The organism is Martelella sp. AMO21009, assembly GCF_053484295.1.
Genome location: NZ_JBAKFR010000037.1, coordinates 17,591 through 43,959, shown reverse-complemented (window position 1 = coordinate 43,959; position 26,369 = coordinate 17,591). Strand labels below are relative to the sequence as shown.

Genomic DNA, 26,369 nt, shown 5'->3' with positions numbered 1-26,369 from the left:
GCGACCATTACAACAATCCCTCCTTCGGCTATGGCGGCTACTGCCTTCCGAAGGATACAAGGCAGCTTCTGGCCAATTATTCGGAGGTGCCGCAGAACCTTATTCGCGCCATCGTTGACGCCAATACCACCCGCAAGGATTTCATCGCCGAGCGCATCATCGCGCTGAAACCGAAGTCGGTCGGCATCTACCGGCTGGTGATGAAGGCCGGTTCGGACAATTTTCGCCAGTCCTCCGTGCAGGGCATCATGAAGCGGATCAAGGCCAAGGGCATACCGGTCACTGTCTACGAACCGGCGCTGAATGAAGAAGCCTTCTTCAATTCGCCGGTGGTTCGGGAGCTTGCGGCGTTCAAGCGGGACGCCGACCTGATCGTCGCCAACCGAATGACCGATGAGATTCGCGATGTCGCGGAGAAGGTCTTTACCCGTGACCTGTTCGGCGCCGATTGACCGCGACAAAACCATCAAAACCGAGGGCTTGCCACGCGCCGGAAACCTGCCGCCGGACGGCGCTGGCGTAACGTCACCGCCGGCGCTGTCGCGTCCGGTTTTGGCCTGAAAACCGGTCGCATATTCTCCGCTCGCGCACTTGCTTTTTTCTCAATATGGCGTGTTGACGGGTTTATTACTAACTGGTAGGTAATAAGCGAGTTCAGGGAGGAAATCTATGACTGATACCAATCGTATCGGGATCATCATGCACGGCGTCACCGGCCGTATGGGAATGAACCAGCATCTTATCCGCTCGGTGCTCGCGATCCGCGACCAAGGCGGCGTGCGTTTGAGTGACGGCTCGCTGGTGATGCCGGATCCGATCATCGTCGGCCGCAACGCCGCCAAGATCGAGGAACTGGCCAGGCGCCACGGCGTCGAACGCGTCACCACCGATCTCGATGCGGCCCTTGCCGATCCCTATAATGTGATCTTCTTTGATGCCGCCTCGACAAAGCTGCGCCCGACGCTGCTGAAGAAGGCGATCGATGCCGGCAAGCATGTCTATTCCGAAAAGCCGGTTTCCGAGGGCCTGGAAGAGGCCGTCGAGATCGCCCGCTATGCCAAGGCCAAGGGCGTCAAGAACGGCATCGTCCACGACAAGCTCGACCTGCCCGGCCTCGTCAAGTTGAAGCGGCTGCGCGACAACGGCTTCTTCGGCAAGATCCTTTCGGTGAAAGGCGAGTTCGGCTACTGGGTGTTCACCGGCGAGGATCAGCCGGCCCAGCGCCCGAGCTGGAACTATCGCGCCGAGGATGGCGGCGGCATGGTTTCCGACATGCTCTGCCACTGGCGCTATGTGCTGGACAATGTCATCGCCCCGGTCAAATCCGTCTCCTGCACCACCGCGACCCATATCCCGTCCCGCATTGATGAACAGGGCAGGGAATATCAGGCGACCGCCGATGATGCTGCCTATGCGACCTTCATGCTCGAAGGCGATATCGTCGCGCACATCAATTCGAGCTGGTGCACCCGCGTTCGCCGCGACGATCTCGTGACCTTCCAGATCGACGGCACCCATGGCTCGGCCGTTGCCGGCTTGCACAAATGCTACAGCCAGCACCGCGCAAATACGCCGAAGCCGGTCTGGAACCCGGACGAGCCGCAGAAGATGAACTTCTTCGACGACTGGCAGGAAGTGCCCGACAATACCGTGTTCGATAACGGCTTCAAGGTGCAGTGGGAGCAGTTCCTGCGCCACGTGCTGGAAGATGGCCCCTGGGCCTATACGCTGACCGAGGGCGCCAAGGGCGTGCAGCTCGCGGAAGCCGGATATAAAAGCGCCCGCGAACGCCGTTGGGTAGACCTCGAAGATCTGGGGATCTGATCATGACTTCAATCAAGCTTCCGACCGCTTCCGGCGGCATCGAGACCTTCTCCTTTTCCGGCGCCAGCGTGACGCCCGATCGGGGCGAATGGAACCGCAAGGTATTTGCCGCCGCCCATGTGGTGGTCGATCCGCTTGCCGACAACAATCCATGGTCGGACTGCAATGTCGACTGGGACAAGACGCTCGCCTTCCGTCATCATCTCTGGTTGCTCGGCTTCGGCGTGGCCGAGGCCATGGATACCGCCCAGCGCGGCATGGGCATGGACTGGCCGACCTCGCTGGAGCTGATCCAGCGCTCCGTCAAGGAAGCAAAGGCCGGCGGTCATTCGATCGCCTGCGGCGCGGGCACCGATCATCTCGACCCGGCGGATGCCAAGTCCATCGACGATGTGATCGCGGCCTATGAAATGCAATGCGAAGCCGTGGAAGCCACCGGCGGTCAGGTGATCCTGATGGCCTCGCGCGCGCTCTGCAAGGTCGCAAAAAGCGCCGATGACTACGCCCGCGTCTATGGCCGCATTCTTTCCGGCCTGAAGCAGCCGGCCGTGCTGCACTGGCTTGGCGAAATGTTCGATCCGGCGCTGGAAGGCTACTGGGCGAGCGCCGATCACATGGCGGCGATGGACACCTGCCTCAAGATCATCGAGGAGAATGCCGCGAAGGTCGACGGCATCAAGATCTCGCTGCTTTCGGCGGAAAAGGAAATCGCCATGCGCCGCCGCCTGCCGGACGGCGTGAAGATGTATACCGGAGACGATTTCAACTATCCGGAGCTGATCGCGGGCGACGACCAGGGCTACAGCCACGCGCTGCTCGGCATCTTCGATCCGATCGCGCCGGTTGCCGCCACCGGGCTTGCGGCCCTTGCCAAGGGCGACATGCAGCGCTGGGGGGCTGTGATGGAGCCGACCGTGCCGCTGTCGCGTCATATCTTCAAGGCGCCGACGCGCTACTACAAGACCGGCGTCGTGTTCCTTGCCTATCTCATGGGCCACCAGGACCATTTCACCATGCTCGGCGGCCAGCAGAGCGCCCGGTCGGCCCAGCATCTCGCAGAGATCGTGCGGCTTGCCGATGCGGCGGGGCTGATTGCCGACACCGAGATGGCCGCAGCCCGCACCGCGCGGGTGATGGCCACCCACGGCATCGGGGTCTGACGGCATGGCGGTAATCACACCCGAACGGCTTTCGCTGAACACAGCCACCACGCGGGCGCAATGGACGCTCGATCAGGCGATCGAAGGCTGCGCCCGACACGGCTTCGGCGGCCTGTCGCCCTGGCGCGACCAGCTTCAGGCGCTGGGCGCTGAAAAGGCCGCCCGCCAGATCCGCGATGCCGGACTTGGAGTCTCGGGCCTCTGCCGCGGCGGCTGGTACACGGCCGAAGGCGCGCTGACGGATGCGGTGCTGGCCGACAATCGCCTTGCCGTGGACGAGGCCGCCACCATCGGCGCCGAATGCCTCGTCATGGTGGTCGGAGGTCTGCCCAAGGGAAGCCGCGATATCGCCGGCGCCCGGGCTATGATCGAGGAAGGTCTTGCAAAGACGCTCGAATACGCCCGCACCGTGAACGTGAAGATCGCCATCGAGCCGCTGCATCCGATGTATGCGGCCGACCGCGCTGCGGTGAACACGATGGCCCAGGCGCTCGATATCTGCGACCGGCTCGGCGACGGCATCGGCGTTGCAGCCGATGTTTACCACATCTGGTGGGACCCGGCGGTGAAGGCTGAGATCACCCGCGCGGGGAAGGAGCGGCTGATGGCGTTTCACCTCTGCGACTGGCTGGTGCCGACCACCGACATGCTGAACGACCGCGGCATGATGGGCGATGGCGTCATCGATATCCCGGACTTGCGCGCCGCTGTCGAGGCGGAAGGCTTTTCGGGGCTGAACGAGGTCGAGATTTTCTCGGCGGAGAACTGGTGGAAGCGCGATCCGGACGAGGTGATGGAGATCATCATCGAGCGCGCGGCCAGCTGCTGCTGAGCTTGAATTACCTGTTTGCGCAGGCAGGCGGCCGGAAGGTCGGGGGAAGTGCAAGAGGAACGCTTCCCCGGCGGATCGGCCGGAAACTGCGGACACCGGTCACTTGACACGAGGTCGGGTGCCCGTAACCTACTATCCAGTAGTCAAGGGAGGAGACTATCATGTCCATGATGTCAAAACTGGCTGTTTCCGCAGCCGCAATCGCGATGTTTGCCGCCGGTGCGGCCTCTGCCCAAACCTGGCAGCCCGACCGGCCTATCAACATCATCGTGCCGTGGTCGGCGGGCGGTTCGACCGACCAGGTCACCCGCGTGGTCGCGCCGATCCTCTCCGAGGCTCTCGGAACGGAAGTCGTGGTGGTCAACCAGCCGGGCGCATCCGGCTCGATCGGCACCAAGGCGGCGATGGATGCCCCGCGTGACGGCTATACCTGGACGGCGAACGCGATCGCCAACAACGCCACCTACGCAGTTTCCGGTCTGCTCGAAGAATCCAACATCGACGATTATCGGATCTATCTGCACGTCGCCAACGCGCCGCTGATCTCGGTCAACGCCGATGCGCCCTACAAGGATTTCGGCGAACTGATGGAAGCGATGAAGACCGGCGATGTGACCGTCGGCACCGCCGGCGTCACTTCCTCGGGCGGCACCGCCTTTGCCACGCTGCAGGATGCGATGGGCGGCGAATTGTCGGCGCGCATGGTCGCCTATGACGGCGGCAACCCCGCCGTTATCGCAGCGGCCTCCGGCGAAGTCGACATGACCACCCAGCTTGCGGTCGAGCAGACCGAAATGATCAAGGCCGGGCGCCTGCGTCCGCTGGCTGTGCTTTCCGATACGCCACTCGAGATCGAAGGCATCGACCCGGTTCCCCCGGTAACCGAATGGCTCGATATCGATGTCGCTCCGGACTATTTCGGCGTCTTCATCCCGAAGGGCGCGCCGCAGGAGGTCTATGACACGGTCGATCAGGTCTGGGCCGACAAGGTGATGAACTCCGAGGCGCTGAAAAAATACGCCAACGAGCGCGGCGCGAGCTTTGCCCCGAGCTATGGCGATGAGGCCCGCGCCCGCGCCATTCCGGTGGCGACCAACGAGGCCTGCGCCATGAAGGCCCGTGGCGAGGCGGTCAAGGATCCGTCCGAAGTCGGTCTGACCTGCCCGGAATAAGGCTGGCCACGCATCTAGGCGTTTGCGACCTAAAATCTCCCCCCTTGAGGGGGAGATGCCCCGACAGGGGCAGAGAGGGTTGAACCTTCTCGACAGGTTCGGAGCTTGCGGTTTTTAGGGCTTGCGCCCTTTACCCCTCTCTGTCGCTTTCGCGACATCTCCCCCTCAAGGGGGGAGATTGTAGGCGGAGAGGCTCGCTGAGAACGCCAAGACTTGGTCCGCTGAAAGGCCGCGCGAGCAGTCATTCGGACGTTGCGACCACAAACAACAAACCGGGGCGGCGGTGCCGCCGCCTCATCCCGTTTCCCCGGAGGTTTCATGCTGAAAATCCGCTCCGTCGACATTGCCGTCTCGACCATCCTGCTCGCCGTCGGGATCGCCCAGCTTATTGGCGGCTACACCATGGACAGGCTGGAAGTGCGGCACATTCCGCCGGCAAGCTTTCCGGGCCTGCTGCCGATCGTGCTCGGCATCGCCATGACGATCGTCGCCAGCCTTCAGCTCATCGGCCTGTTGCGCAGCCGGGACGGAGACGACGAGCGCCGGGCGAGCGGGCTGGTGACCCGCGAGGAACTGGTGCGGCTTTCAGGGCTCATTGCCCTTTGCGCAATCTACGCGATCGTGCTCGTCGGGCGCGTGCATTTCTGGGTGGCAAGCAGCCTGTTCGTCGCCACCTTCATATTGGCCTTCGAGTTTTCGCCCGGCATGCCGCGGCGCGCCATGATCATCACCATCGTTCGCGCGCTGGTGATTGCGATCCTCTTCGGCGGCGCGGTGTCATACCTCTTTGAAGATCTGTTTCTGGTGCGCCTGCCATGACCCCTGTGATCGACGCGCTCGCCAGCGCCTTTTCCGAACTCACCACGCCGATGATGCTGTTCAACGTCGTCTGGGCGACGCTGCTCGGCATTTTCGTCGGCGCGCTGCCCGGCCTGACGGCGACCATGGGCGTGGCACTCTTGACGACGCTCACCTATTCGCTTGACCGCAACACCGCGATCATGGTGCTGATCTGCATGTATGTCGGGGCGATCTATGGCGGCTCGCGCAGCGCCATCCTGCTCAATATTCCCGGAACCCCGGCGAGTGCCGCCACCGCGCTCGACGGCTTTCCGCTGGTCCGCAAGGGCAAGGGCAGCCTCGCCATGGCGATCGCGACGCTCGGCTCGATGCTCGGCACGCTGGTCGGCATCGCCATGCTGGTGATGATCGCGCCGCCGCTGGCGGAAGCCGCCTTCGGCTTCGGCTCCTACGAATTCTTCTGGCTGGCGCTGTTCGGCATCATCATTTCCGGCCAACTCACCCATTCCGGCGAACCGCTGAAGGGCTATATGGCCGGACTGATCGGCCTGTCGGTCGCGATGATCGGGTCGGAAGGAATTCATTCCTATGTCCGATTTAATTTCGGCATCCAGCAGATGAATGGCGGGATCGAGCTGATCCCGGCCATGGTGGGCGCATTCGGTTTCGCCGAAGTGCTGTTCGCGATGACGCTGCCGGCGGCCGAGCTTGCCCGCAGCAAATCCGTGCCCGCGCCGCTGAAGGAGCTTTTCGGGAGCGTCTGGCGCTACAAGCGCACAGTGCTCGAATCCGGCGTCATCGGCACGCTGGTCGGCATCATTCCGGGCGTGGGTGAGGATATCGGGGCCTGGGGCTCCTATGCCGCCGCCAAGCGCCACTCGAAGGAACGCGACGAGTTCGGCAAGGGCAGCCAGGAAGGGCTGATCGCGGCCGAGACCGGCAATTCGGCCGTCGTTCCCGGCTCGCTGATCCCGACGCTGACGCTCGGCGTGCCGGGCTCGGCATCGGCCGCCGTGCTGATCGCGGCGCTGTTCCTGCATGGCGTCCGGCCCGGCCCGATGATCATGTTCGACCAGCCCGATATGATCTACACCATCGCCGTGATGCTGATCTTCGCCACCATCGCCATGGGCGTGTTCGGCATGGCGCTGACCCCGCTGTTCGTCAGGGTGCTTCAGATTCCGCGCACGATCCTGATGCCGATGGTATTCACGCTCTGCGTCATCGGCCCCTATGCGCTGTCCCAGCGCATCTTCGATATCTGGGTAATGTTCGCCTTCGGCGTCGGCGGCTATATTCTCCGCCGTCTCAATTACCCGATGGCGCCGCTTGTGCTCGGCATCATTCTCGGGGCGCTGCTCGACAAGAGCCTGCGGCGCGGGCTGATCCTGTCGAATGGCGACATCACCGCCTTCTTCACAAGGCCCGTTTCGGCCGGCTTCGCGGTGCTGATCGCGCTCACCATCCTGTTCTCGATACCCGCCTTCCGCCGGTTTGCAAGCTTCAAACGCTGGCGCGGCGATGCTAACGGGGAAGACGCGAAGACGAAGTAAGGAGAAACGGGCGTGGCAAGGCGGACAGCGGCAAAGACGAAACGGGCAACGCGCGATGCGGAGGCCTCGCGCGCGGCCATCCTGCAGGCGGCGCTCGATGAGTTCTCGTCGGTCGGCTATGACGGCGCCCGCGTCGACCGCATCGCCGCCGAGGCCGGCCTCTCCAAGCCGCTGCTCTACGACTATTTCGGAGACAAGGACGAACTCTACAAGGCGGCACTGCGCGAGGCCTATGTCCAGATCCGCGCCGGCGAGGAGAAGCTGGCGCTCGAGGCGCTGTCGCCGGAGGAGGCCGTCGGGGCGCTGGTGATGTTCACCATGACCCACTTCCGCACGCGGCCCTGGTTCATCACCATGCTGAACACCGAGAACCTGCGGCAGGGCTCCTCGGTCGGCAAGATCGGCGACCGGCGCGAGATCCAGTCGAAGCTTCTGATAAAGCTTGAGGAAGTGCTTAAAAGAGGCTGGAAAGACGGCATTTTTCTGCGGAAGGCGGAGCCGGTGGAAGTCTATCTGATGATCGCCTCGCTCTGCTATTTCCCGGTCTCCAACCGCTTCACGCTGGCCGAGGTCTTCGGCTTCGACGCGAGCGAGGAGGGGCTCAACGCCCATGCCCGCCGCGCAACCGAAGCGGTCGTCGGCTGGCTCAAGCAGAAAGACGCAAGCTGATGTCCCGCCTTGTCTGCTGCAACGAGTTGCTGAGCCGGCAGGGGCTCGATTTCCGGGCGCAGTGCCGGTTCGCCAAGGCCGTCGGCTATGATGCGCTGGAGCTTGCGGTAGAGAGCTTTCCCGCTGATCCGCGCGCGCTTACGGACGGGCAGGTGAGGGCGATGCGGCAGACGGCGGCCGATGAGGTCATGGAGATTGCCGGCCTGCACTGGCTGCTGTCCTCCGCCCCGGCGCTTTCGATCACCGATCCCGCGGCGGCCGGGGAGACAACGGACTACCTGCTGAAACTGGTCGAAATCTGCGAAGGGCTTGGCGGGCATGTGCTCATCCACGGCTCGCCCCAGCAGCGCCGGCCCATTCCCGGCTCGCCGGATGCGGCGACCTATGACCATGCGGCGGAGCTGTTTACGCCCGTCGCCCGCGCCTGTCATGATGCCGGTCTTACCTATTGCATCGAGCCACTTTCGCGCGACCAGACGCCGTTCATCAACACGCTGGAGGATGCCCGCCGGCTTGTCGAAATGGTGGGCTCGCCGGCGTTCAGAACCATGCTCGACTGTTCCTCGGCGGCCCTTGCCGAAGAGGAAAGCGTGCCCACGCTGATCGAAAAATGGATGCCGACAGGGCTGATTGCCCATGTTCATCTCAATGACAGCAATCGCGGCGCGCCGGGCACCGGAGCCGACGATTTTTCGGCGATCATCGCCGCGATTATTGCCAGCGGATACAGCGGCGATCTCTCGGTCGAGCCGTTCACCACCTGTTTCAGCGCGGAGGTGACGCTTGCCATTGCCTCGGCCACCACGCAGGCCCATCTGCAAACGCACGGGAGGACAACGCCATGAGCGCCGCAAGGATTTCGCTGAAGGCGATCGCGTTTCGTACCCGGCCGGTCAGCTTCCGCCTGCCGTTTCATTTCGGCAATACCGTGGTCACGGAAACCGATCAGGGCTTCGTTTCGGTGACTGTAGAAGTCGATGGTCGGATAGCGGAGGGCCATGCGGCCCAGCTCATGGTGCCGCGCTGGTTCGACAAGCGCGCCAGCCGGACGAACGACGATACCGTCGCCGATCTGAAGCGCGCGCTGGAGCTTGCCTGTCGGTCGGCCGAGGATATCGCCTCCGAGACCATCGCCGCCGCAACGACCCGCATGCGCAGCGACGTCGAGGCGGCCATGCCGGAGGGCACGCCAAGGCTCGCCGCCCATTTCGGCCCGGCGCTCGTCGAAATGGCGTTGATCGACGCGGTCTGTCGCGCGTATGGCTTCAACTTTCCACAGGCCACAAAGGCCGACCTGTTCGGCGTCAGCACGCTTGCCGCTCCTGATATTTCGCCTGCCGCGATCACCGGCGCGCTTGCTGGCATCACGCCGCTGCCGGCGATCGCGCCGCGCCAGACCGTCGGCTTCGACGCGCCGGTTTTCGAGAGCGAAGCGGACCCGGGGAGGGTCGATGACGGGCTGCCGGTAAGCCTCGAAGCCATCATCCGCGCCACCGGCATCCGCGCTTTCAAGATCAAGCTCAAGGGCGACCCCACGGCCGATATCGACCGGCTGGCGCATATTGCCACGCTTGTGGACCAGATGGGTACCTACCGCGTCACGCTCGATGCCAACGAGCAATATCTGCCCGACCGTTTCGCAATCTTTCTCGAGAGCCTGCAGGGCGACCCAAGGCTGTCGCGTCTGCGCGCCGCAATCGCATTCATCGAACAGCCCTTCGCCCGCGAAACAGCGCTGACGCTGGAGATCACGCCGGCGCTTTCCGCTTTCCCGCTGATCATCGACGAGAGCGACGACCATGACGATGCCTTCGCAACCGCGATTGCCCATGGGTGGTCGGGAACCTCGATCAAGAGCTGCAAGGGCGTGCTGCGCGCGCTTTTGAACTATGCCCGCATGGTCGATGGCCGCGCCCGCGGCAAACGCCTGTTCATCTCGGCGGAAGACCTGACCTGCCAGCCCGGCCTCTGCTGGCAGCAGGATACGCTGGTGGCGGCAACGCTCGGCTGCCGCGATGTCGAGCGCAACGGCCACCATTTCGGAGGCGGGTTGCAGGGCTATGACGATCTCGAAAAGGCCCGCCTCCTCGCCGCCCATCCCGACCTCTACCGTCGGTATGACGATCGCATCGACCTGCTGATCGAAGACGGCGCGGTCGCGATCGGCTCGCTGTTCGGGCCGGGCTTCGGACGATAGTCGCAGCGTCTCCCGCTTTTCCGGTTAACGGCGCTGCGTTTGCCTCTGTGTTGGCGCCAGAGAGGTCTTGAAGACCGGGATGACGGAGGTTCTTGGGTCGGGATGCGCCCCACGATATGCCGCGCTTGTGGTCGAGCATGATCGCCAGGTAGCCGTCGAGCGGCAAATGCAACGCATTAGACCAATCGGCCTGGCAACGGAATGCCGCTGGGGCGGACGTCCGGCCATGCCGCTATTCTCTCCTGCAAAAAGCGCCATGGAGCGCGTTGATCACGGTCAACACCTCTGGCCGGGTGATGGCGTAGTATACTGTCGTGCCTTCCCGGCGGGATTCGACAAGGCCGTCGGCCCTGAGCCGCATGAGTTGCTGCGACATCGGAACCTGCTCTATGCCGAGTTCCCGGCGCAATTCGGCGACCGATTTCTCGCCATCCACAAGGGCGCAAAGCACCAGCAGCCTTTGCGGATGGGAAAGGCTGCTCATCAGTTCGGCGGCCGCTTCGGCGGCGGGGATCATCTCGGAGACATTCATGTTCTTGAATTTAATATTTTTGAATGTTATATGCAAGCCATACGATTACGTTGTCGTGCGAACGGCGTTGAACCGGGAAATCCCAACCGCGCCGACCATTGCGCAACGTATTGATCCAACAGAAGGAATGCTCAAATGACGCTCGATCGTGCCGTGATGATGTTCGCGGGTTTCATGGTTCTTGTCTCCCTGGCGCTCGGCTTCTACGTCTCGCCTTGGTGGTTTCTGCTCAATGCCTTTGTCGGTCTCAACCTGATCCAGGCATCGGTGACTGGTTTTTGTCCCGCGGCAATTGTGTTCCGGAAACTCGGAGTCAAGTCGGGTTCGGCGTTCGAATAATCGCGCCAGCCTCGTTATCACACATTTATCCCGGGCGCAGAGGTTAAACTCTGCCGCCGGGAGGAGCTTTGGTCCCATGCTACAAGCCGTTTTCCGATTGACCGCCGCCCTTGCCGTGACGACGCCGCTTGTCGTATCGGCCGCGACTGCCGCCGAGTTTACCGTCGAACCCGTGACGGTGACCGAGATGAAGGCCGTTTTCGGCCGGGTGGAAAGCCGGATCGTCGTGCCGGCGCGCGCCAGGATCGGCGGCGTCGTTGAGGACGTGCGCGTCGGCGAGGGCGATACGGTCACCAAGGGCGACACCATCGCGGTGATCGTCGACGACAAGATCGCGCTGGAACTCAAGGCCGCCGATGCAAGGCTCGAAGCCCTGAACTCGCAGCTTGAGAACGCACGCACCGAACTCGATCGCGCCCAGCAGTTGCGCACCTCGGGCTCCGGCACCCAGGCGCGTCTCGATCAGGCCACGATGCAGTTCAACGTCGCCACCAATCAGGTTGCCGCCGCCATTGCCGAAAAGGCAGTCGTCGAGCAGCGCGCGAAGGAGGGCGAGGTTCTCGCGCCGGCAACGGGCCGGGTGCTGACCGTGCCGGTCACCCTCGGCTCGGTCGTGATGGCCGGCGAGAATGTCGCCCGGGTGGCGCCGGGGCCGTATTACCTGCGCCTGTCGCTGCCGGAGCGGCATGCCGCCGAGATCGTCGAAGGCGCCGAGGTGCAGGTCGGCGAGCGCGGGCTTGTGCCCGGGCAGGAAGAGCTTCCGGCCGTCAGCACCGGTCGCATCAGCAAGGTCTATCCGGAAATCGCCGACGGGCGCGTGATCGCCGATGTCGAGATCGAAAGCGTCGGCGACTACTTCGTCAACGAGCGCACGCTGGTGTCGATCCCGGTCGGCAAGCGCGCGGCGCTGGTCGTGCCCCCCGAGGCCGTCAAAACCGTGCACGGCGTCGACTATGTGCGGCTCGCGACGGCTGACGGCGGTATGGACGTCGCGGTCGTTCTCGGTGAGATCGTGCGCGACGATGACGAGGAACGGATCGAGGTCCTGTCCGGCCTGCGCGCCGGTGATCGGGTTATACTGCCATGAAGCTCGGAATTGCAGGCGGGCTCACCCGCACCTTCATCACGTCGCCGCTCACGCCGCTCTTGCTCCTGGCCGCGATTGCGCTTGGCCTGATCGCGCTCGTCTCGCTCCCGCGCGAGGAGGAACCGCAAATTTCCGTGCCGATGGTCGACATCCATGTCAACGCCAACGGGCTGAAGGCCGAGGACGCCGTCAAGCTCGTCACCGAGCCGCTGGAAACCATCGTCAAGAGCATAGACGGCGTCGAGCACGTCTATTCTCAGACGGATGATGACGGCGCGCTCGTTACCGCCCGGTTCGAGGTCGGCACCGACGCCGATACCGCGATATTGCGGGTGCACGAGAAGATCCGCGCCAATATGGACCGCATCCCGGTCGGCGTGCCGGAGCCGCTGATCGTCGGTCGCGGCATCGATGATGTGGCTGCCGTTGTCGTCACCCTGAGACCGACCGCAGAGGCTGCGGGGCGCTGGACGGAAAACGACCTGACCCGGCTTGCCCGCGAGCTTCAGGTGGAAGTCTCCAAGCTGCCGGATATCGGGCTTACCTATATTGTCGGCGAACAGCCCGAACAGTTCCGCGTGGAGCCCGATCCCGAGCGCCTGTCGCTGTTCGGCATCACGCTGCAGCAGCTCGCCGCCAAGGTCCAGGGCGCCAATCGCTCGTTCCGGGTCGGCACGATCCGCGATGATGGCGGGCAGCTTCCCGTTATCGCCGGGCAGACGCTGCAGTCCTTGCCAGAGATCGGCAATCTGCTGCTGACCGCCCGCGACGGACGCCCGGTCTATGTCCGCGACGTTGCCGACGTGGTGCTGGCGACATCGCCGGCCGAACACCGCGTCAGCGATATCCGCCGGACCGATGACGGGCTGGATCGCGCCGCTGCCGTATCATTGGCGATCGCCAAGCGTCCCGGCACCAATGCGGTCGTGATTGCCGAGGAAATCGTGCACAGGCTGGAGCAGGTGCGCGGCCAGATTTTCCCCGCCGATGTGGAAATGACGGTTACCCGCAACTACGGAGAAACCGCAAACGAAAAAGCCAACGAGCTGTTGTTCCATCTCGCGCTCGCCACCGTCTCGATCGTCGTTCTGGTGAGCATTGCCATTGGATGGCGCGAGGCGCTGGTGGTTGCCGTCGTCATTCCGACGACCATCCTGCTGACCTTCTTCGCCTCATGGATCATGGGCTACACGATCAACCGCGTCTCGCTGTTCGCGTTGATCTTCTCGATCGGCATATTGGTCGACGACGCCATCGTCGTGATCGAGAACATCGCCCGCCACTGGGCGATGCAGGATGACCGCTCGCGCGTTCAGTCGGCGATCGACGCCGTCGCCGAGGTCGGCAATCCCACCATCGTCGCCACGCTGACGGTGATCGCGGCACTGCTGCCGATGATGTTCGTCTCGGGCATGATGGGCCCCTATATGAGCCCGATCCCGGCCAACGCCTCGGCCGCCATGCTGTTCTCGTTCTTCGTCGCCGTCATCCTGACGCCGTGGCTGATGATCAAGCTTGGCGGCAAGGGAGCCGGCCACGGACATGGCGACGCCGCGGCCGCTCATGGCGCTGCCGGCGGCGGCCGTCTCGGGCGGTTCTACGTCGCGGTCGCGCGGCCCGTTCTGAAAAGCCGGGCGCGGGCCTGGACTTTCATCGCTCTGGTGGCGGTCGCGACCTTCGCATCTCTTGCGCTGTTCTACACCAAGGATGTCACCGTCAAGCTGCTGCCGTTCGACAACAAGTCCGATCTTCAGGTCGTGGTCGACCTGCCGAAAGGGGCATCCGTCGAGGATACCGACCGGGCGCTGCAATCGGTTGTCGACAGGCTTGCGGAGATGCCGGAGATCGTGTCGTTCCAGACCTATGCCGGCACCGCCGCGCCCTTCGATTTCAACGGGCTGGTGCGCCACTATTATCTGAGGGCCAATCCCGAGCAGGGGCAGGTTGCCGTCAACCTTCTGCCGAAGGGGGAGCGCGACCGGGCGAGCCACGCCATCGCGCTCGACATGCGCGAACGGCTGGACGGCCTCGATCTGCCGCAGGGCACGGTTGTGAAGGTCGTGGAACCGCCGCCCGGCCCGCCGGTGATGGGCACGCTCTTGGCCGAAATCTACGGCCCGGATCCCGCGACCCGGCGCGCCGTTGCGGACAAGGTGCGCGAGGCTTTCGCGAGCGTGCCGTTCATCGTCGATCTTGATGACAGCTATCACAACCGTCCGGAACGTGTGCGGATCGCCATCGACCAGGACAATCTCGAATATTACCGGGTCGAGCAATCCGATGTCTACGACACGCTCAGCTATCTCTATGGCGGGGCAACGGTCGGCTATTCCCATCGCGGTGACGGACGTCAGCCGATCCCGATCCGGCTTGCGCTGCCGAAGGAGCACGACACGCTGGACGAACGCGCGCTGTCCACCCCGGTTCCGGCCAATGCGCTGCCGGGCGGGCGTGGCGTGGTCGAACTCGGCGATGTCGTCAGCGTAACGCAGGAGCCGGCGTCCTATCCCGTGTTCCGCCACAATGGTCGCGCCGCCGAAATGGTGATGGCCGAGCTTGCCGGCGCATATGAGGCGCCGATCTACGGCATGCTGGCGGTGCAGGATGCGATCGATGCCATGGACTGGGGCGACCTCCCCAAGCCGGACATCGTGCTCCACGGCCAGCCCGACGACGAGACCCATCCGACGCTTCTGTGGGATGGCGAGTGGGAGGTGACCTGGGTGACCTTCCGCGACATGGGCGCCGCCTTCATGGTCGCGATCATCGGGATCTATATCCTGGTCGTTGCCCAGTTCGGCTCGTTCAAGCTGCCGCTGGTGATCCTGACGCCGATTCCGCTGACCTTCATCGGCATTCTCGGCGGTCACTGGCTGTTCGGCGCGCCGTTCACCGCGACCTCGATGATCGGCTTCATAGCGCTTGCCGGCATCATCGTGCGCAACTCGATCCTGCTGGTCGATTTCATCCGCCATGCGCGCGCGCCTGGCCGGCCGCTGATCGACGTGCTTCTGGAGGCCGGCGCGATCCGCTTCAAGCCGATCCTGCTCACCGCGCTTGCAGCGATGATTGGCGCGGCCGTGATCCTGACCGACCCGATCTTCCAGGGGCTGGCGATTTCGCTGCTGTTCGGCCTTGCCTCGTCCACGGCGCTGACCGTGCTCGTCATTCCTGCGATCTACGTCGTGCTCAGGGGAGACGGGCGGGAAAGCGCCGCTGCGAACCCTGAAGGCTCAGCATCGGCATAGGCGTTGATCCGGGCCGGCCGGCGTTACATCGCCGGCCCGGAGCTGTCGCCAAAGATGTCGATGAGCCGCCCCCGCATCATGTCCATCCCCGTTTCCGGCGCGTCCGGGGCGGGGATCATGCCGGGGGTGAAGCCGTCCGCCTCGAAGCGTTCGATCAACGCCTGATCCTTGCTGATGACATGCACCGGAACCGCCCGCGAGGCATCGGGCCCGGTGACGACCGGCGCCGGCTGATGGTCGCCGAGAACGATGAAGACGGCGTCGTCGCCGAAGCGGGCGATGTAGTCGCCGACCGTCTGCAGCGAATAGTCGATGGTGCGGATATAATGATCGCGGATATCGTCGCGGTTGGACCACACCTGTTGCGGCGTTTCACCGCTTTCCGCCTGGCCGTCGAACACCGTGCCGTCGCCGACATCGTTCCAGTCAATCAGCTTCGGCACCGGCGTCCATGGGGCGTGGCTTGAGATCAGCGCGATTTCCGCCATCAGCGGCGTGCCCGCGGCATGTGCCGGCTGGCGCACCAAGCGATCAAACGCCGATAGCGTGTATTGATCCGGCATGGTGATCCAGTTGAAGGGCTTGCCGCGATAGCCGAGATCGCCCGAAGCGAAAACCTCATCATAGCCGTAGTAGGAGGCCTCGGGCCAATCCATGGTGATTGCCGGCATGACCGCCGCCGTGCGCCATCCGGCCTCGCGGAACAGGCGGTTCAGGCTCTGCCGGTCGCTGATCATCAGCCGGTCGTAGCGGGCCTGGCTGTCGGTCCAGAGACCGGAAAGAAATGTGCCATGGGCAAGCCAGCTCAGCCCGCCCATGGTCGGCGAGACCAGCCAGTCGGACGCCGAGGAGAAGCCGGCTTCGGTGAGCTCGCTTTCGACATTCCCAAGCCTCGGAACCATCACCGGACTGTAGAGCGGGTCCTCGACGGCGCTGCGCCCGTAGGATTCGATGAAAATGAGGATGACGTCGCGGCCCCTGATCGCGCCAAACAGATCGTTTCCCGAGCCGACCTCATCCGCGGCCGCCAGATCGCGCTCGAATTGCTGCATATCCGCGACCGATTTCTGCACCAGCGCCAGCCTGTTGCCGAGATAGGCAACGGCCTTCATCTCCGCCCGCACCGGGGTCTCGACAAACTGAAGCGCGGCGCCGATCGCAAGCAGAACGAGCGCCGTGATTACCGGTCCGCGCTTTTGCGGTCTGCTTAGCCCTATCAGCCGTCGCTCCGCGCCGAAATAAAGCACCAGAAGGCCGGCGAAGGCGGCAAGAATCGCTCCGAGCACAAGGCCCGCCTTCCATGCGCCCAGCGTCCCGGAGAACACATTCCAGCCATCGGCCAGCATCTTCATGTCGAGATAGGGGTTGAACCGCCGCTGGAACGCGGATTGCACGCCGATATCGGCGATCTTCAGGAACAGCAGCGTGAATATGGCCGCCGCAAGCAGGACGGCCAGCACGGTCGCGATCCGTCGCGGCAGCACCAGCAGCGCGAGCGCCATGATCGGCACTTCCAGTTGAAACCGCAGGAAAGCCGCGCCGTAAAACGCGCCCGGATGATCCGGCAGGATCAGCGCGGCGAAACTCAGGACGACGAAAAATACGAACGCCAGCCAACCAGCGCGGGATGAGACGGTTCGCCCCTTGTCAGGCCTGTCGCTTCTTGTCATCAAACTATCACCGCGCGCCATACGTTTCACCAACAGGCGGCGCGTGCGATCTCGGGCCGCATGTTGCGAAGGACCAGAGCTTGAACAAACTTGCCGTCGTTTCGGTTATCGCCTGTCTGATCCTGCTTGCCGGGCTCATTGCCCTGACCGGTCCGGAACGTCTGGTCGCCGCCTTCAGCGATGTTCCGCCAGCCCTCGTTATTCTGGCGCTCGCGCTGGTGCAGGTGCAGATCATCGCGTCGGCCTGCCGCTGGCGTTTCACGGCCAAAAGGCTCGGGCAGGAGATCGGGCTCGGTCTCGCGACTCGCGAATATTACATCAGCAGCGCGCTCAATTTGGTCCTGCCGGGCGGCATGGCGGGGGATGCCGTGCGCGCCTATCGCAGTCGGTTGGAAGGGGCCGGCGGCTGGAAGCGACCGGCAGCGGCTGTGTTTCTGGAAAGACTGTCCGGCCAGGTCGCCTTTTTCGCGCTGAGCTTTCTTGGTCTTCTCGCCTGGCCGGTGTTCCTGAGCGAACGCCTGCCGGATCAGGCGGATGCGCTGATGTGGGGCGTCAGCGCGGTGTTCATCGTTGGCGTTCTGATCGCCGCCGTATTCTGGGCGGAGTGGTTGCCGCAGCGCTTCCGCGCGCTGGGAGCCGATATCGCCGCCGTGTTCTGGAAGGACCGCGCGTTTCTGGTGCAGGCAGGGCTCAGCCTGCTGATCGTGGGCGGCTACATCGCGGTGTTCCTGATTGCGTCGCGCGCGGTCGGCGCGCCCTTGCCGGCGATCGCGGCCGTCACCGCCATTCCGCTCTGTCTGATGACCATGCTTATCCCCGCCGGCATCGGCGGCTGGGGCACGCGCGAGGCGGCCGCCGCCGCGCTCTGGCCGCTCTTCGGCTTCACCAGTGCCGAGGGTGTGGCTGCAAGCCTGCTTTACGGTCTGATATCGCTGGCGGGCGCTGCCGTGCCCGGCGGCATTTCGGTTGCCGTTTCGCTCTTTAGGGGCAGGATCGCCAGATCCTGAGACGGGCGACCTCATGAGCGGCTCTTGCGCAGCAGGTAGAGGGTGTCGGCCGCGAATGAATAGGCCAGCAGCCCCAGCGCAACCAGCGCGGCGACCGTCGAAACAGGCGGCACGACCGTCGGCACGAGGATGACGCACAGCGCTGCCACCTGCACCACGCAGATCAGTTTCCTGCGAAATGACGGGGGCAGGGGCTCACCCAGCGCCGGCACGAAATATTGCGCGACGACGAAGAGATAGCGCATCAGCCCGATCAGCAGGACCCACCAGCCGGCCTTGCCCAGCATCAGGGCCGCCTCCGACAGCACCAGTATGAGTAGCGCATCGACCTCCATGTCGAAACGTGCGCCGAGCGCGGATTCCTGGCCGAACCGCCGGGCGAGATAGCCATCGAAGCCATCGAGCACGAAAGCCGTCACCACGAGCGCGATCAGGATCCAGACCGCCGATTGACCCCCCATGTCAGCGGCGAAAAACACGAAAGCCGTCACCAGACTGACGATCGCCGTTCGGATTGCGGTGATCGCGTTGGCCGCGCCGAAAGAACTGTGCGGATGATAGGGCAGGGCGCTGAGGACGACCGTGAAGATTGCAAACAGCAGCAACGCCGCGAACATCACTGCCCATCGTCCGAGAGTCAGATGCGGGCCCAGCACCTGATAGAAAACCAGCGCGGCGGCGAATACCACGCCCAGAACAAGAAGCGCGCTGGCTTTGAGCTGCGGTTGCGGTGCGGGGCTCGGATTGTCGGACATGCGGCTCCCAGTTTTATTTCGTTGTCGCGAGCATTTCGGGGTCGAATATGTGATCGGCCTTCGACGCCTTGGTGCGCAGGTAATTCAGGTTCTCCGCCGTTATCTTGCCATGAGTCGGCATCCGCCCCACCACATCTATGCCTGCGGCATTGATCGCCGCGATCTTGGTGGGGTTGTTGGTGTGCAGAACGACGCTCGATATGCCGAGCAGCCGCAGGATCGCGATTGCCGCCTCATAGCGGCGGTGGTCCGGCTCAAGCCCGAGCTCGGCGTCGGCGTCGATCGTGTCGAGACCCTGATGCTGATAGCCATAGGCCCGCATCTTGGAGCCGATGCCGGTGCCGCGGCCTTCCTGATCGAGATAGATCAGCACGCCGCCGCCCGCCGCCCTCAGATTGGCGAGGCCGTTGCGCAACTGGTCGCCGCAATCGCATTTCAGCGAACCGCAAAGATCGCCCGTGAGGCAGGAGGAGTGAATGCGCACGGAGACCGGACGGCTGAAATCCGGATCGCCGACGATGATCGCGATCTGGTCCTTCTGCGCAAGTCCGCCGCGAAACACCGCAAACTGCGCATCGCCGAGATCCTTCAGCGGAACGCGGGTGCGCACGACCTCGGTGAAGTCCTGGCGGGCGTGTCGGGTATCGGAAAGGTGGGCGCAGTCGAGCCTGTGGCAAGCGTCGAAACGGTCCTCAATGCCATCGATTTCCGTGCAGACCATGGCCGGCAGCAGCAACGCCATCCGCGCCAGCTCCGCGGCGGCCGCCATCGCCGGATCGGCCTCGCGCCATTCACCCGGCGCCCTGGCATCAAGCGCGTAGGAAAGCCTTGCTGCGGCATCGAACGACATCCTTTCGGCGGGCACGGCAATGCCGAGGCTCGATGAAACGCCCAGGCAATGGGCCCGCTGCGCGGTCACGAACAGCGCATGCCTATCGTCACTTGTGGCCGCGAAGGCATCATAGGTCTCGGGCGCGGCGCAATCGAGCGCCAGCACGGCATGGCTTTTTTCACCCTGCTGCAGAATGACCGGGCGCCCGAAGCGCAGTTCGGCGACGGCCCGTTCGATCTCCATTGCCGGGGTGCAAACTCGAAAACTGAACCTATCCATCTGTTCCTGCGTTGATCTGCTATGTTGCACGCGTATGATTCCGCCACCCGGCAGCATCATCGTTTTGTCACAAAACCATCGACTCGTCCCGGTTCGCAGACGGGCAGCGCGTCGAAGTTATTGGAACCTAATACGTAATTAGAGCGTAAGTGGATTGGTTCCAGTCGCACACTGCGACTGGACTTTAACAAAAAAGTGTTCGCCGGAAGGAGCGTCGGGAATTGAAGGGAAGTTTTGGCGGTGATGCGGGGCAAACGGCGCGGGCGCTCTGGTTTCCGGCGGCGCGGACCTGCGCGTTGCAAGCGGAGGAACTCGGCGAGGTCGAAGACGGTTCGGTAATGCTCAGGACACTTTTCAGCGGCATCAGCCGGGGCACGGAATCACTGGTTTTCAACGGCCTGGTGCCGGAAGGCGAGCGCGAGCGCATGCGCGGACCGCATATGGCGGGCGATTTTCCGTTTCCGGTGAAATATGGGTATGCCCTGGTGGGTCGCGTGGAGACCGGCCCTGACCATCTGACCGGCCGCAACGTCTTTTGCCTGCACCCGCATCAAAGCGCGGCCGTCATAGCCGAAGGCATGGTCACGCCGCTGCCGGATGGGGTGCCGGCCGAACGCGCCATCCTCGCCGCCAACATGGAAACAGCGCTCAACATTGTCTGGGATGCCGGAATCATGCCCGGCGACCGGGTGGCGGTATTCGGCGCGGGCGTTGTCGGCGCGCTCACCGCCTTCATCGCCACCGCGATCATCGGCACGGAGGTGGTTCTGGTCGACCGCAATCCGGCGCGGCGGGGGCTTGCCGATAGGCTCGGCGTGTCCTTTGCCGAAAGCGGCGCGCTCGACGGTGAATTCGATGTGCTGATCAATGCCTCAGCCTCCGGCGAGGCGCTCGCGGAAGCGCTGGCTCACGCGGGTTTCGAGGCCCGCATCGTCGAGGCGAGCTGGTATGGCGACAAAAAACTGACGCTGCCGCTTGGCGGGGCGTTCCATTCCCAAAGGCTGTCGATTGTCGCCTCACAGGTCGGCGCTCTGCCGCCCGCGCGACGCGCCGGCTGGAGCTTTTCGCGCCGTCTGGCCAAGGCGATTGCGCTTCTTGAAGACGACCGCCTCGATGCGTTGATCTCCGGCGAGACCGCGTTCGAGGACATTGCCGCCGCCTATCCCGACATCATCGATGATCCGGAAACGCTCTGCCACCGTATCCGATACTAAAAAGAGAGAAGCCATGTTTGCAGTCGAAGTCCGCGATCACATCATGATCGCCCACAGCCTCCCCCGACCCGTATTCGGCCCTGCCCAGGGCATGCACGGCGCCACATTCGTCGTCGATGCCGCCTTCTTCACCGAGGATGTCGATGACGATGGCCTTGCCGTCGATATCGGGGCGGCGACTGAAACGCTTGCCGAGGTGCTGAAACCCCTCAACTATCAGAATCTGGACGAAGTCGAAGCGTTCAATGGCAAGGTATCGACCACCGAGGTGATCGCGAAACATATCTTCGACCAGCTCGCTGCCGCCGTCGGCGAGAAAAAGCTCGGCCCGGGCAGCCACCGGATCGCGAAAATCCGCGTGACCCTCCACGAATCCCACGCCGCGCGCGGCTGGTATGAGGGCGCGCTTTGACGGCCCAGCTTGTCTTTGCCTATCCCGGTGATCTTTCAATCCGAACCGGCGGCTATGGCTATGACCGGCGGATGATTGCCGGGCTGGAGGCGCTTGGCTGGGACCTGGAATTGCTGGCGCTCGGCGATGGCTTTCCCGCGCCGGAACCGGCGGTGAAGCAGAACGCCGAACGTCTGCTCTCGGCCTTGCCGGACGGTGCGCTGGTGATGATCGACGGGCTCGCCTTCGGCATTCTGGACGACTGGGCCGTCCGAGAGGCGACTCGCCTGCGGATCGTGGCCCTGGTGCACCATCCGCTGGCGCTGGAAACCGGGCTCGACGCCGATCGGCAGGCCATCTTGCACGACAGCGAACGCAGAGCGCTCGTTCATGTCCGCCATGTCGTCGTGACCTCGCAAGCGACAGCGCAAACGCTTGTCAGCGGGTTCGCGATACCGGCGGACGACATTACCGTGGCGCTTCCCGGCACGGACCCTGCGCCGGTATCCGCCTGCGATGGCGATCCGCCCCATATCGTTTCCATCGGCTCGCTGATCCCGCGCAAGGCGCATGATGTGTTGGTCGATGCCCTGAAGCGGATCGAAGGCCTTCCCTGGAGAGCGACCATTGCCGGCAGCCGGGATATGGACCCGCCGACCGCGCGGGCGCTCGAACGGCAGATCGCCGCGCTCGGCCTCGACGACAGAGTTCTGCTGGCCGGCGACTGTGACGACACCCGCGCGCTGCTTGCCTCGACCGATATCTTCGCGCTTGCCAGCCGCTACGAAGGATATGGCATGGTGTTCGCCGAGGCGCTGTCGCAGGGCGTTCCGGTGATTGCCTGCCGCGCCGGCGCGATCCCCGACGTGGTGCCGACAGATGCCGGCATTCTGGTGCCCGTCGATGACAGCGCGGGTTTCGCCGAGGCCCTCGAAAAGATGATCACCGACAAGGCTTTTCACGCCGACATGGCGGTTGCGGCCCGGCGCGCGGGCGAGAGACTTCCGGGATGGGATGATACGGCACGCACCATTTCCGAGGCTCTGGAGGCGATCGCATGAGCGGCTTTGAAACCAAATGGCTGGCGCTGCGCGAACCGGCGGACAAGCTCGCCCGCGCCCCGGCTCTGCTCGACATCCTGTCGCGCTATCTGCAGGCCATGTCTCAGCCTTTCATCCTCGATATCGGCTGCGGCACGGGGTCGACATGGCGCAGTCTCCAAAGTCATGTGCCGGAAGGCACAAGCTGGCTGCTGCTTGACCATGACCCGGCGCTTCTCGAAGAAGCGGAGCGCAGCATCGGAAACAATCAAGGCGTCGCCTTTCGACGCTTTGATCTCAACGATTTACCGAATCTGCCGCTGGAGCGCGTCTCAATGGTAACGGCCTCGGCGCTGTTCGATCTGGTTTCGGAAGACTTCTGCGTCGCTTTCCGTGATCGAATCGTCGATCAAGGCTGCGGCCTCTACGCGGCGCTGAACTATGACGGCATCATACGCTGGACCCACCGCCATCCGCTCGATGACGATATGGTCGAGGCCTTCAACCGTCACCAGCAGACGGATAAGGGTTTCGGCAGGGCGCTCGGCCCGGCGGCGGGCGCCTGTCTTGAGCGACTGCTCGAAGCGAGAGGGTATCGGGCCGAGGCGATGCCAAGCCCATGGCGGATGGACGCAACGGCGGAGGCCCTGCAGAAAGCCTTCCTGTCGGGGCTCCGTCAGCCTCTCAGGGAGATGTCGTGCCATTCAGACGCCGATATCGAGGACTGGCTAGCCTTCCGCATGGCCGCCATCTCCGCGCCGGAAAGTCTTTGCGAGGTCGGTCACACCGATCTCATTGCCCTTCCGGCCTGATAGGCGGCTTGAGCGGGCAATCGAACAGGATGTCGCTCCCCAGACTGTAAATCTGTGCCTCTGGCCGGAGCGCGCTTGAAAGGCGTTCGATCGGGGACAGGGCAATTCCGCTCGGGCCCGATCCGATGATCAGCGGCGAAACCGCGACATGCAGCCGGTCGACCAAACCGGCCTCGATGAAGCGGGCAATCGTGCGCGCGCCGCCCTCGACAAGCACGCGATGCAGGCCGAGCCCGGAAAGCGCCGCCAGCATCTCCTGCGGGGCGAGGCCGTTTCCCGTGGGGCGAAGACGGATGATCTCGGCATTCGGAAGATCGTTGCGGCCTGCCTCGGCGCTCTGGAAGACGATCACCCGCGCACCGCCGTCATTAAACAGGCCCTCCGACCCGGTAAGCCGCCCATGGCAGTCGATGACGACACGCACGGGATCGGGGCCGTCGACAAGGCGCACGGAAAGGCGCGGATCATCGCAACGGACAGTGTTCTCACCGACAATGACGGCATCGACCAGCGCGCGACACCGATGCAGATGCGCCAGACCCTCTGGGCCCGAAATATCGCGCGCGTCGCCCGAAGGCGTCGCCACCCGCCCGTCCAGCGACTGGCCGACCTGCGCCAGAACGAACTGCCCCGACGCGGCAGCGATGGGCCCGTAGAGCGCGCCTTCGGGCCCTGGCGGCGGCAAGCTGCCTTCGCGCAAGGCAAGGAGCTGCCGCCAGGTTTCGTCGCTCATATTGATCGGGTTTACTATCACGGCATCCTGTGTACTTGTCAGCTCGCAAACAACGCCTTGATGCCGCGCATCGGCTGCACGCCCTCGCGCATGGCGAACTGGCGCAACGGCGGCACGGCGGAGAGCACGTAGAGGCCGGCCGAACGCGCGAGCTGCGCCGGCAGGAAATCTGCAAGCAGCGAGCGGTTCAAAAGGTCCACGCTCGCCGTCCGGCTCCACACATCGGATTTGCGCAGGAAGTCGTAACGCTCGCCGGTGCGCGACGAGATGGTCGAGCCATCAATGCCGTCCAGCATGCGCGAAAGCCGCATGATATCGCGCAGGCTGAGGTTCAGCCCCTGCGCGCCGATCGGCGGAAAGGCATGGGCGGCCTCGCCGACAAGCGCCATCCGGCCCTTGCCGAAACGGTTGGCGACCAGCGAGGAGAGTGGCCACTTCTGCACCGGGCCGTCGATCTTCACCGCGCCCAGCAGGAACTGCATGCGCTCCTCGATCGCCGCGGCAATCTCCTCCGGCGGGCGGTCAACCATGGCCTCCGCATCGGCCGTTGCCATGACCCAGACGAGACTGGAGCGTTTGGCTTCCGGCAGCGGAACCTGGGTGAAGGGACCATTGCGGGTGTGGAATTCGGTCGAGATATCGCCGTGCGGCAGGCCGTGTTCGAAATTCAGAACGACGGCGGACTGTTTATAGCTCCATTGCCGGGTGCCGATATCGGCGCTCTCGCGCACCTTGGACCTGCGGCCATCGGCGCCGACGACCAGCGCTGCATTGAGGCTTTCGCCGGAGGCGAGCGTTATCGCGACCGCGTCCTTGCCGATGTCGATATCGCTTGCGGCCTCGCGGAACTGGGTGATGTTGGCCTCGTTCTCGACGGCTTGCGAAAGCTTTTCGACCAGCACCGTGTTCGGAATATTGTAGCCGAAGGCCTCAAGGTCGATTTCCGCAGAGCGGAAGCTGACGGTGGGCGCGCGCAGCAGGCGGCCGGTGCCATCGATGATCCGCATAGTCTTGAGCGGGGCGGCGGCGGGTTTGATGTCTTTCCACAGGCCCAGCCGGTTGATGAAGGCGATGGAGTGGTCCATGAGCGCGGTGGTGCGGTGGTCGCCGCTGCTTTGGGCGGGCGCCACCAGGGCGACGTCGCGTCCCCCACGCGCCAGCGACAGCGCCGTAATCATACCGGCGGGTCCGCCGCCGATCACTGCAATTTCATGCTCCGCCATAATCGAGCCTCGTCATTTGTTGTGATACCGATATAATGCCGCAAGGCTGTTTCTGCTGCGAAAAATTCTGGAAAGCCAAGATTTTTTTCGCGCATCGCATCCATCTGGTGCATTCTGGACCGAAATTCGGTAGGCATGCCGGATCGTCCGGCGGAAAAGGTCGGCAACGCACGACGCAGCAAACGGATATCGAATGGGATTGTTCACTCAGCGAAAAGTGCCATATGCGGAAATCAGGGCTTTTTCCGTCCATATCCTGACGGCCTCGGGCTCGTTCCTGGCCTTTCTCGGGGTCGTGGCCGCCGCCGAGGGGCGATTCGTGTCGATGTTCTGGTGGCTCGGGCTGGCGTTGCTCGTCGACGGCATTGACGGGCCGATCGCCCGGCGGCTGAGGGTCAGCGAAGTGCTGCCGAGCTGGTCCGGCGTCATGCTCGACAACATCATCGACTATGTCACCTATGTCCTGCTTCCAGCCTTCGCGCTCTATCAGTCGCATATGATCGGCGAGCCGCTTTCCTTCGTCGCCGCCGCGCTGATCGTTGTTTCCAGCGCGATCTATTACGCCGACAGCGGGATGAAGACCGGCGAGAATTTCTTCTCGGGCTTTCCCGTGGTCTGGAACATGGTGGTGTTCTCGTTTTTTGTCATTCAGCCCTCCTCGCTGGTCGCGATGGCGATCGTGCTTCTGTCGGTGGCGCTCACCTTCGCGCCCGTGCAGTTCCTGCATCCCGTACGCGTCAAACGGCTGAGGCCGCTCAATCTGGCCGTCTTCGGCATCTGGTGCGCGACCGGGTTCTATGCGCTGATTGCCTCCTTCGACGCGCCGAAACTGATCGAGGCGCTGTTCGTCGCAAGCGGCATCTATCTCTACGTTATCGGCGCGGTGCTGCAGTTCCTGCCCAAGCTCGGCGCGCGGGCTGCGGAAACGCGCGCCGAATTTTGAGCGAAGAATCTGTTTGCGGAGCGGCCAAAACCGTTGCGCATCCACCGGGGTTTGTG

At 63.8% G+C, this 26,369-nt stretch carries 25 protein-coding genes; 19 read left to right on the top strand and 6 right to left on the bottom strand.

The genetic code is table 11. The features are described 5' to 3' along the window. From V6766_RS22835 to V6766_RS22790, 10 genes are all read left to right on the top strand, one after another. On the top strand, positions 1-452 hold a 452-nt coding region (locus tag V6766_RS22835; RefSeq protein ID WP_448470515.1), incomplete at its 5' end, for a UDP binding domain-containing protein. A 217-nt stretch (positions 453-669) separates the two neighbouring features. Continuing rightward, positions 670-1,824 (top strand): Gfo/Idh/MocA family protein, encoded by a 1,155-nt coding sequence (locus V6766_RS22830; RefSeq protein ID WP_448470513.1) that lies wholly within the window; start codon positions 670-672, stop codon positions 1,822-1,824. Positions 1,825-1,826: 2 nt separating this feature from the next. Then, a complete protein-coding gene (locus tag V6766_RS22825; RefSeq protein ID WP_448470511.1) occupies positions 1,827-2,984 on the top strand; it encodes a dihydrodipicolinate synthase family protein in 1,158 nt (385 codons plus the stop codon). Between the two features lie 4 nt (positions 2,985-2,988). Next, positions 2,989-3,816, top strand: coding sequence for a sugar phosphate isomerase/epimerase family protein (locus tag V6766_RS22820; protein ID WP_448470509.1), 828 nt, complete (start codon positions 2,989-2,991; stop codon positions 3,814-3,816). A gap of 161 nt (positions 3,817-3,977) precedes the next feature. Beyond that, a complete protein-coding gene (locus V6766_RS22815; RefSeq protein WP_448470507.1) occupies positions 3,978-4,988 on the top strand; it encodes a tripartite tricarboxylate transporter substrate binding protein in 1,011 nt (336 codons plus the stop codon). Between the two features lie 318 nt (positions 4,989-5,306). Next, on the top strand, positions 5,307-5,807 hold the full coding sequence (locus tag V6766_RS22810) for a tripartite tricarboxylate transporter TctB family protein (protein ID WP_448470505.1): 501 nt from the start codon (positions 5,307-5,309) through the stop codon (positions 5,805-5,807). Then, positions 5,804-7,342 (top strand): tripartite tricarboxylate transporter permease, encoded by a 1,539-nt coding sequence (locus V6766_RS22805; RefSeq protein ID WP_448428516.1) that lies wholly within the window; start codon positions 5,804-5,806, stop codon positions 7,340-7,342. The genes V6766_RS22810 and V6766_RS22805 overlap by 4 nt, the downstream gene beginning before the upstream one ends. A gap of 12 nt (positions 7,343-7,354) precedes the next feature. Further along, positions 7,355-8,011, top strand: a complete 657-nt coding sequence (locus V6766_RS22800; RefSeq protein ID WP_448470503.1) for a TetR/AcrR family transcriptional regulator — start codon at positions 7,355-7,357, stop codon at positions 8,009-8,011. Continuing rightward, positions 8,011-8,856 (top strand): sugar phosphate isomerase/epimerase family protein, encoded by an 846-nt coding sequence (locus V6766_RS22795; RefSeq protein ID WP_448470501.1) that lies wholly within the window; start codon positions 8,011-8,013, stop codon positions 8,854-8,856. The genes V6766_RS22800 and V6766_RS22795 overlap by 1 nt, the downstream gene beginning before the upstream one ends. Further along, positions 8,853-10,208, top strand: coding sequence for an enolase C-terminal domain-like protein (locus V6766_RS22790; protein WP_448470499.1), 1,356 nt, complete (start codon positions 8,853-8,855; stop codon positions 10,206-10,208). Before V6766_RS22795 ends, V6766_RS22790 begins: the two co-directional genes overlap by 4 nt. A 232-nt stretch (positions 10,209-10,440) precedes the next feature. Here V6766_RS22790 and V6766_RS22785 read toward each other — a convergent pair whose 3' ends face one another. Next, positions 10,441-10,740, bottom strand: a complete 300-nt coding sequence (locus V6766_RS22785; protein ID WP_448470497.1) for an ArsR/SmtB family transcription factor — start codon at positions 10,738-10,740, stop codon at positions 10,441-10,443. Positions 10,741-10,875: 135 nt separating this feature from the next. Between V6766_RS22785 and V6766_RS22780 the strand changes: the two genes are divergently transcribed. From V6766_RS22780 to V6766_RS22770, 3 genes are all read left to right on the top strand, one after another. Further along, positions 10,876-11,079, top strand: a complete 204-nt coding sequence (locus V6766_RS22780; RefSeq protein WP_448470495.1) for a YgaP family membrane protein — start codon at positions 10,876-10,878, stop codon at positions 11,077-11,079. A 76-nt stretch (positions 11,080-11,155) separates the two neighbouring features. Next, entirely contained in the window at positions 11,156-12,166 is a 1,011-nt protein-coding gene (locus V6766_RS22775; protein WP_448470493.1) for an efflux RND transporter periplasmic adaptor subunit, read from the top strand. Then, complete coding sequence (locus tag V6766_RS22770) at positions 12,163-15,414, top strand: efflux RND transporter permease subunit (RefSeq protein ID WP_448470491.1); 3,252 nt, start codon at positions 12,163-12,165, stop codon at positions 15,412-15,414. The genes V6766_RS22775 and V6766_RS22770 overlap by 4 nt, the downstream gene beginning before the upstream one ends. A gap of 23 nt (positions 15,415-15,437) precedes the next feature. On the opposite strand, the gene V6766_RS22765 is transcribed toward V6766_RS22770, so the two are convergent. After that, the gene (locus V6766_RS22765; protein WP_448470489.1) at positions 15,438-17,084 is read right to left on the bottom strand and encodes a sulfatase; all 1,647 of its coding nucleotides are present in this window, start codon (positions 17,082-17,084) and stop codon (positions 15,438-15,440) included. Between the two features lie 80 nt (positions 17,085-17,164). Here V6766_RS22765 and V6766_RS22760 point away from each other — a divergent pair, with 80 nt between their 5' ends. Then, positions 17,165-18,091 (top strand): lysylphosphatidylglycerol synthase transmembrane domain-containing protein, encoded by a 927-nt coding sequence (locus V6766_RS22760; protein ID WP_448470487.1) that lies wholly within the window; start codon positions 17,165-17,167, stop codon positions 18,089-18,091. 11 nt (positions 18,092-18,102) lie between these two features. Here the strand turns inward: V6766_RS22760 and V6766_RS22755 are convergent, their stop codons facing one another. Then, positions 18,103-18,846 (bottom strand): CDP-alcohol phosphatidyltransferase family protein, encoded by a 744-nt coding sequence (locus V6766_RS22755; protein WP_448470485.1) that lies wholly within the window; start codon positions 18,844-18,846, stop codon positions 18,103-18,105. Between the two features lie 13 nt (positions 18,847-18,859). Next, entirely contained in the window at positions 18,860-19,921 is a 1,062-nt protein-coding gene (gene ribA / locus V6766_RS22750) for a GTP cyclohydrolase II RibA (RefSeq protein ID WP_448470483.1), read from the bottom strand. Between the two features lie 257 nt (positions 19,922-20,178). On the opposite strand from ribA, the gene V6766_RS22745 reads away from it, so the two are divergent. The 4 genes from V6766_RS22745 to V6766_RS22730 are packed head-to-tail and all read left to right on the top strand — an operon-like array spanning position 20,179 to position 23,414. Further along, positions 20,179-21,171 carry a zinc-dependent alcohol dehydrogenase gene (locus V6766_RS22745; RefSeq protein WP_448470481.1) on the top strand — a complete coding sequence of 331 codons (993 nt, stop codon included), beginning with the start codon at positions 20,179-20,181 and terminating at the stop codon, positions 21,169-21,171. Positions 21,172-21,184: 13 nt separating this feature from the next. Further along, positions 21,185-21,583 carry a 6-pyruvoyl trahydropterin synthase family protein gene (locus V6766_RS22740; RefSeq protein WP_448470480.1) on the top strand — a complete coding sequence of 133 codons (399 nt, stop codon included), beginning with the start codon at positions 21,185-21,187 and terminating at the stop codon, positions 21,581-21,583. After that, a complete protein-coding gene (locus tag V6766_RS22735) occupies positions 21,580-22,623 on the top strand; it encodes a glycosyltransferase family 4 protein (protein ID WP_448470478.1) in 1,044 nt (347 codons plus the stop codon). Before V6766_RS22740 ends, V6766_RS22735 begins: the two co-directional genes overlap by 4 nt. After that, the gene (locus tag V6766_RS22730) at positions 22,620-23,414 is read left to right on the top strand and encodes a class I SAM-dependent methyltransferase (RefSeq protein WP_448470475.1); all 795 of its coding nucleotides are present in this window, start codon (positions 22,620-22,622) and stop codon (positions 23,412-23,414) included. The genes V6766_RS22735 and V6766_RS22730 overlap by 4 nt, the downstream gene beginning before the upstream one ends. Here the strand turns inward: V6766_RS22730 and V6766_RS22725 are convergent. Continuing rightward, the gene (locus tag V6766_RS22725; protein ID WP_448470473.1) at positions 23,395-24,147 is read right to left on the bottom strand and encodes a RibD family protein; all 753 of its coding nucleotides are present in this window, start codon (positions 24,145-24,147) and stop codon (positions 23,395-23,397) included. The genes V6766_RS22730 and V6766_RS22725 overlap by 20 nt on opposite strands. Before the next feature lie 38 nt (positions 24,148-24,185). Further along, positions 24,186-25,370 carry a UbiH/UbiF family hydroxylase gene (locus V6766_RS22720; RefSeq protein ID WP_448470471.1) on the bottom strand — a complete coding sequence of 395 codons (1,185 nt, stop codon included), beginning with the start codon at positions 25,368-25,370 and terminating at the stop codon, positions 24,186-24,188. A 193-nt stretch (positions 25,371-25,563) separates the two neighbouring features. Between V6766_RS22720 and pcsA the strand changes: the two genes are divergently transcribed. Next, positions 25,564-26,313 carry a phosphatidylcholine synthase gene (pcsA, locus tag V6766_RS22715; RefSeq protein WP_448470469.1) on the top strand — a complete coding sequence of 250 codons (750 nt, stop codon included), beginning with the start codon at positions 25,564-25,566 and terminating at the stop codon, positions 26,311-26,313. Positions 26,314-26,369: the final 56 nt, after the last annotated feature.

Excerpts from the sequence above, each read along its gene's own strand:
- V6766_RS22830 (WP_448470513.1), top strand. The coding sequence starts at position 670 with ATGACTGATACCAATCGTATCGGGATCATCATGCACGGCGTCACCGGC.
- V6766_RS22825 (WP_448470511.1), top strand. The coding sequence starts at position 1,827 with ATGACTTCAATCAAGCTTCCGACCGCTTCCGGCGGCATCGAGACCTTC.
- V6766_RS22820 (WP_448470509.1), top strand. The coding sequence starts at position 2,989 with ATGGCGGTAATCACACCCGAACGGCTTTCGCTGAACACAGCCACCACG.
- V6766_RS22815 (WP_448470507.1), top strand. The coding sequence starts at position 3,978 with ATGTCCATGATGTCAAAACTGGCTGTTTCCGCAGCCGCAATCGCGATG.
- V6766_RS22810 (WP_448470505.1), top strand. The coding sequence starts at position 5,307 with ATGCTGAAAATCCGCTCCGTCGACATTGCCGTCTCGACCATCCTGCTC.
- V6766_RS22805 (WP_448428516.1), top strand. The coding sequence starts at position 5,804 with ATGACCCCTGTGATCGACGCGCTCGCCAGCGCCTTTTCCGAACTCACC.
- V6766_RS22795 (WP_448470501.1), top strand. The coding sequence starts at position 8,011 with ATGTCCCGCCTTGTCTGCTGCAACGAGTTGCTGAGCCGGCAGGGGCTC.
- V6766_RS22790 (WP_448470499.1), top strand. The coding sequence starts at position 8,853 with ATGAGCGCCGCAAGGATTTCGCTGAAGGCGATCGCGTTTCGTACCCGG.
- V6766_RS22785 (WP_448470497.1), bottom strand. The coding sequence starts at position 10,740 with ATGAATGTCTCCGAGATGATCCCCGCCGCCGAAGCGGCCGCCGAACTG.
- V6766_RS22780 (WP_448470495.1), top strand. The coding sequence starts at position 10,876 with ATGACGCTCGATCGTGCCGTGATGATGTTCGCGGGTTTCATGGTTCTT.
- V6766_RS22775 (WP_448470493.1), top strand. The coding sequence starts at position 11,156 with ATGCTACAAGCCGTTTTCCGATTGACCGCCGCCCTTGCCGTGACGACG.
- V6766_RS22770 (WP_448470491.1), top strand. The coding sequence starts at position 12,163 with ATGAAGCTCGGAATTGCAGGCGGGCTCACCCGCACCTTCATCACGTCG.
- V6766_RS22765 (WP_448470489.1), bottom strand. The coding sequence starts at position 17,084 with ATGACAAGAAGCGACAGGCCTGACAAGGGGCGAACCGTCTCATCCCGC.
- V6766_RS22755 (WP_448470485.1), bottom strand. The coding sequence starts at position 18,846 with ATGTCCGACAATCCGAGCCCCGCACCGCAACCGCAGCTCAAAGCCAGC.
- ribA (WP_448470483.1), bottom strand. The coding sequence starts at position 19,921 with ATGGAGATCGAACGGGCCGTCGCCGAACTGCGCTTCGGGCGCCCGGTC.
- V6766_RS22740 (WP_448470480.1), top strand. The coding sequence starts at position 21,185 with ATGTTTGCAGTCGAAGTCCGCGATCACATCATGATCGCCCACAGCCTC.
- V6766_RS22730 (WP_448470475.1), top strand. The coding sequence starts at position 22,620 with ATGAGCGGCTTTGAAACCAAATGGCTGGCGCTGCGCGAACCGGCGGAC.
- V6766_RS22725 (WP_448470473.1), bottom strand. The coding sequence starts at position 24,147 with ATGAGCGACGAAACCTGGCGGCAGCTCCTTGCCTTGCGCGAAGGCAGC.
- V6766_RS22720 (WP_448470471.1), bottom strand. The coding sequence starts at position 25,370 with ATGGCGGAGCATGAAATTGCAGTGATCGGCGGCGGACCCGCCGGTATG.
- pcsA (WP_448470469.1), top strand. The coding sequence starts at position 25,564 with ATGGGATTGTTCACTCAGCGAAAAGTGCCATATGCGGAAATCAGGGCT.